The organism is Clostridiales bacterium, assembly GCA_030016385.1.
GTDB lineage: Bacteria > Bacillota > Clostridia > Clostridiales > Oxobacteraceae > JASEJN01.
On record JASEJN010000103.1, the window covers coordinates 1 to 5177 of the forward strand.

Annotated in this window: 4 protein-coding genes and 1 riboswitch; all 4 genes read right to left on the bottom strand. The window is 37.1% G+C overall.

What is annotated here, in order from left to right; genetic code table 11:
• Positions 1–28 precede the first annotated feature (28 nt).
• Positions 29–1750, bottom strand: coding sequence for a [Fe-Fe] hydrogenase large subunit C-terminal domain-containing protein (locus QME45_14400; GenBank protein ID MDI6619819.1), 1722 nt, complete (start codon positions 1748–1750; stop codon positions 29–31).
• Between the two features lie 439 nt (positions 1751–2189).
• Positions 2190–2930 (bottom strand): amino acid ABC transporter ATP-binding protein, encoded by a 741-nt coding sequence (locus QME45_14405; GenBank protein ID MDI6619820.1) that lies wholly within the window; start codon positions 2928–2930, stop codon positions 2190–2192.
• Complete coding sequence (locus tag QME45_14410; protein ID MDI6619821.1) at positions 2927–3640, bottom strand: amino acid ABC transporter permease; 714 nt, start codon at positions 3638–3640, stop codon at positions 2927–2929. The genes QME45_14405 and QME45_14410 overlap by 4 nt, the downstream gene beginning before the upstream one ends.
• 79 nt (positions 3641–3719) lie before the next feature.
• A complete protein-coding gene (locus QME45_14415; protein ID MDI6619822.1) occupies positions 3720–4550 on the bottom strand; it encodes a transporter substrate-binding domain-containing protein in 831 nt (276 codons plus the stop codon).
• A 266-nt stretch (positions 4551–4816) separates the two neighbouring features.
• Positions 4817–4948, bottom strand: a riboswitch (cyclic di-AMP (ydaO/yuaA leader).
• Positions 4949–5177: the final 229 nt, after the last annotated feature.

A 5177-nucleotide genomic window follows, 5' to 3' on the forward strand; every position in this document is an offset into this window, starting at 1 on the left:
CCGCGCAATGCATTGCGCGGCCACTTCTTTAATCTTCCTCTGTACCGGATAACATGGATTTTTTGAGTTTCGTAAGAGCTACTTTTGTTTCAGCCGTGGTTTCACCCAAGAGGCTTGCGATCTCCTGAGCGACCCTCATCTGTTTTTCGATAACCTTTTGGGCGATGTCAACGGTCTCGCAGCGCATCTTATAAATCTGCTCCTTTTGATTTTCTTCTTTTGTAATATCCTTCATAATTATGATTATAGCTTCATGCTCTTTTGAATATATTATGGATTGGTCCACAGTTATTTCAAATCTATCGTAATGATATTTCTTATCGAATATATTTTCCTCGGTATCTTTCACGGTTTGAAAATCTGGACAGTCCAGTATATTGTAAATGTTTTTACCGATCAGATCGTACTTTTCCAACTTGAACATTTTTCTTGCAGTCGTGTTTATTTCCTGAATACAAAGCTCCTGATTCAAAGCGATAATAGCATTCGGTGTCGAGTTTATTATTATATTCGAGATGGATTCGGCTCTTTCCCTCATATATGGAAGGCACATGTGAAGATCAGCCTTATTATTGTAAACTGCTATTGCCTTGTCCCGGCAGCTTGGATATCCGCAGGCTCCACAGTTCAATTCATCTTCCTTTTTAAACTTGCCGATTTTTCTAAGTATTTTCCTTATTGTCTCTTCATCGGGAATATTATAAGGCTTGGATTTATCGAAGAACTCTTTTGATAAATTAACTTTGACATCCTGCCGTAATATGTGAGGTTCGCCATTCCCCCTGGCTTTTTTTATATACCTTGTAAGCCTGTCTCTGTATTCAATAAAGCTCTTTCTTGAATTGCTTATGCATGGTCCGTTTATGCACCCTCCGCTACAACTGTTCATCTCGATGAAATAACCGCTAATATCGCTGCCCCTCAAAGATTCAAGTGTTTCCATGCATTTTTCCGTTCCATCGATGCCGATAAATTTATAGCTGCTCCTATCCTTTGAAGAAAGTGTTTTCAATATTCCGCCGGGGATTGGATAATATCTTGCCGTAAATTTTTTAAAATCCGGAATTCCGCCGCTGTCCTGTTCGCTTAAAGAAATATTTTCGATATCCAACCACTTTTCAAGCTCTTCGAATGTTATGACAGCATCGATAACATTATCGTTCTGGCAATCTTTGTATTCCTCTTTTTTAGCAAGGCAAGGGCCGATAAATACGATCTTGACACCGGGGCCGTACATCTTTTTCATCATCTTGGCATGGGCTATCATGGGGGATACCACGGGAGCAAGGTAGCATAAAAGATCGGGATAATATTTTTCGACTAAAGATACTACAACAGGACAAGCCGTTGTAATAATATTTTTCATTTTGTTCTGCTCAATAAGTTCTTCATATTCCAACGACACCTGCGCAGCGCCGACAGCAGTTTCTTCAACGTAAGAAAATCCCAATTTTTTTAAGGCAGAAAACATTTTCCCGGCATCATCTATATTGAATGCCGATGCGAATGAAGGTGCAATACTTGCATAGACCTTCTCATTTTTTTCTATGAGATATTTTACCCTGTCGACGTCGTTTACGACATTTTTGGCATTCTGAGGGCATACTTGAAGACATCTTCCGCAAAGTATGCAGTTCTTTTCCATTATCTGTGCCTGCTCGTTTTTAAATGAAATAGCCTTGACAGGGCAGTTTCGTATGCATTTATAACAGTTTTTGCAGTTTGCTTCTTTAAATTGTATTGTACTCATTTTTTCACCTGTTAAGTTTTAATTAGTACAAAGAGAATCGTGTTATTTAAAACATGTTTTGCTACACGAAAGTTAATTTATTAACAATTATAATCTTTTATCATTATGATGTCAATTTGCGTCCTGTGAGCCTTAGCGATTGAAATAATATTCTTCAAATATAAAATATGCACCCTAGTTTTCAAGCTCAATCGTCCACAGGCTTACTGGATATGATTGGCATACAAATAAAAAAACCGGTTAAACCGGTTCTTTTAATATATATTTAAAGGGGGATTAATATGTAAATCTAACTTCAAATATATACTAACATTATATTTTTAATATATTATTGAATTAGTGTGAACAATATATGAATTTAGAAAAAGATATAATGTATCAGGGTAGCGGAGATTTTCACAGCGATTTGGGTTTTCCCGCCATTTTTAATCTATTCCCTTTAATTACTGTGCATTACCCTGTATAAAAATTGCTTCGTCCTGTCCTCTTTTGGATTTTCAAATATTTCGGAAGCATTACCTTCTTCTACGATAACGCCTCCATCCATAAATATTACGTGGTTTGCCACTTCTCTGGCAAAGCTTATCTCATGTGTTACAACAATCATGGTGATGCCGTCTTTTGCCACGGATTTCATGACATCCAGCACTTCGCCGACAAGTTCCGGATCAAGAGCTGATGTAGGTTCATCAAACAATATAACTTTTGGATTCAGCGATAATGCTCTGGCAATGCCGACTCTTTGCTGCTGGCCGCCTGACAGCTGGGATGGATAATAGTTTACCCTGTCTTCAAGACCGACTCTTTTTAAACAGGCCATACTTTTTTCGTATGCTTTTCCCTTATCCATTTTTTGTACTGTTACAAGTCCTTCCATAACATTTTCTATGGCGGTTTTATTTTTAAACAGGCAATAATGCTGAAATACCATGGATATTTTTTTGCGCAGTTCAGATATCTGCTTCCTGTTGACTTTTTTTGCATCTACGGTAAGGTTGTCTATCTTAATGGTTCCATTATCAGGTTTTTCCAGATAATTAATGCATCTTAAGAGTGTTGATTTGCCGGAACCACTTGGACCGATTATGACGAAAACCTCACCTTTTTTGACATTAAGGCTGATACCCTTAAGTACCTCATTTTTATAGAAAGATTTGTGGATATTGTTTAGTTCTATCATCTGGCGATCCCTCCTTGATATTTTCTAACCCTTTTCTCCAGCACATTCACACTTTTTTCAACTACTAAGCATATAAGCCAATAAATAATCGCAGAATCGATATAAACCTCAAAAAACTTCAGCCCTCTTGCTCCGATTATTTTTGCCTGTCCCATTATTTCTACTACTGCGATTATAAAGGCCAGTGAGGTATCTTTAAGCAAGCCTATAAATGTATTTCCAAAGTTGGGCAGCGCTATGGCAAGTGCCTGTGGCAGTACTATCCTTCTCATGGCCTGCAGCGTGCTCATGCCGATAGAATAGGCGGCTTCCATCTGGCCTCTGTCAACGGCTTGTATGGCGGCACGGATCGTTTCAGCTAGGTACGCTCCGACATTCAAAGAGAAAGATATATATACGAACACGATAGCCGGAATATTGCTTACATCGACATTCCAGTTATAATTTGTATGCATAAAATCGAGGACCTTCGGGATCCCGTAATATGCAAGATACATTTGTACCAGAAGCGGTGTGCCTCTGGTAAAAGAGATATATATTGCCGAAAACCATTTTAAAATGGGAATCTTGTATATTTTTATAAGCGCAGTGATAAGGCCGATGATAAGGCCTAATACCATAGAAACGGCTGCTATCGCCAGTGTAACAGGAGCATACCGGATAATTTCCGGGAAAGATTTTGCCATATAATTCAAATCTAACAAGCTCATTTAAATACCACCTTCCAATGCCTAAAATAGATATAAAGTACACACTGCTACAGTGTGTACTTTAACCATTATTACCGTATTACTGCTTTGTATAATCTTCCCCGAACCACTTCATTGAAATTTTTGACAGCGTCCCATCGGATTTGATACTTTCAAGCGCCGTGTCAACTTTATTTTTCAGGGCGTCTCCATCCGCTCCCTTTCTGAAAACAAAATAAGAAGGCGTAACCTTTACAGGTTTTCCGACTGTCTTTATTTTTAGTCCGAGTTTTTTAATATTATCTTCGGCAATTATTCTTTCATTCAATGTCGCATCGATTCTTCCCGCCTCAATATCCTGAAGTATGGTAGTGACATTGCCTTCATAGTATTTGATTTTCAGGGCATTATTGTTTTTCTTGTTATATTCTTCAAAGGTTTTAGAAAATGAGGTCCCGATCGACACCCCAACCTTCAAACCCTTTAAGTCATCTAATCCATTGATGGTTTTATTATTATCTTTTTTAACTATTATGTGTGCGGCTGATATGAAATAGCTGTTATTTGAGAAAGAATATTTTTTCTCCCTTTCTGAGTCTTTGGAAATTTGGTCTGCAATCATATCATATTTCTTGGATTCAAGTCCCAAAAACATACTATCCCAGGGCGTTGGAAGAAATTCGAAATCTATATCGTCAATGCGCTTATCTATTTCTTTTACGACATCTATATCATAGCCTGTGAGCTGACCATTTTCATCCTTATATGTGAAAGGATTATATGTTCCCTCCGTACCTACAAGCACCTTTTTTGCTGTATTTCCACCATCGGTTTCGGTCTGCGAATTATCAGCCACTTTTTTCTGTGATGTACAACCCGTGAAAATCATACTTATAATTAATAATGCTGACAGTATTTTTGCCATTTTCATGAATTACCCACTCCTTTATTTGATTTTAAATCCATTTATATTACTGTCTGCATAAATCAAAAGTATAAGCATCCCTTTGCCGTTTTTATCCAACGGAAAAGTCTGCTGCCTAACTTATGAAAATCCTTTTTTAAATCAAGAACGCTTTTCTGCATAGGATTTTATGGATTTGCTTTTGTATTTTTATTTGCTGTGTATGAATTAAAAAAGCTGTAGAGAAGTCTCTACAGCTTTTATTATCAACGAAAATAAAAACCGCATGTAAATTAACTTCTCTTTCAACGCTTGCGAGGTTAGCTGACGGATTAGGATCGAATGAGACTGACCCATCTGATGTAAAATCAGAATTCACCCCAAAAATGGTTCCCCCGCTCTTTAAGATTCAGCGATTGTAGAAAAATTTACCGCTTTTATCCGCAAATATTCTTTTGTTAAATACCTTTAAGAGCAGAATTAAAGATATGAATCTGCCGGCAAAACAATCTTTATATTCCTTATTATTAGTATAATTTTGATATTAAAGGATATGATAACACTTATAATCATATATGTCAATCTGATATGAGAAAATCCTTCAATTCGTAATTTGAAACCAGGCCCGGACATAAATAGGATTATGCTATTTTG

Excerpts from the sequence above, each read along its gene's own strand:
- QME45_14400 (MDI6619819.1), bottom strand. The coding sequence starts at position 1,750 with ATGAGTACAATACAATTTAAAGAAGCAAACTGCAAAAACTGTTATAAA.
- QME45_14405 (MDI6619820.1), bottom strand. The coding sequence starts at position 2,930 with ATGATAGAACTAAACAATATCCACAAATCTTTCTATAAAAATGAGGTA.
- QME45_14410 (MDI6619821.1), bottom strand. The coding sequence starts at position 3,640 with ATGAGCTTGTTAGATTTGAATTATATGGCAAAATCTTTCCCGGAAATT.
- QME45_14415 (MDI6619822.1), bottom strand. The coding sequence starts at position 4,550 with ATGAAAATGGCAAAAATACTGTCAGCATTATTAATTATAAGTATGATT.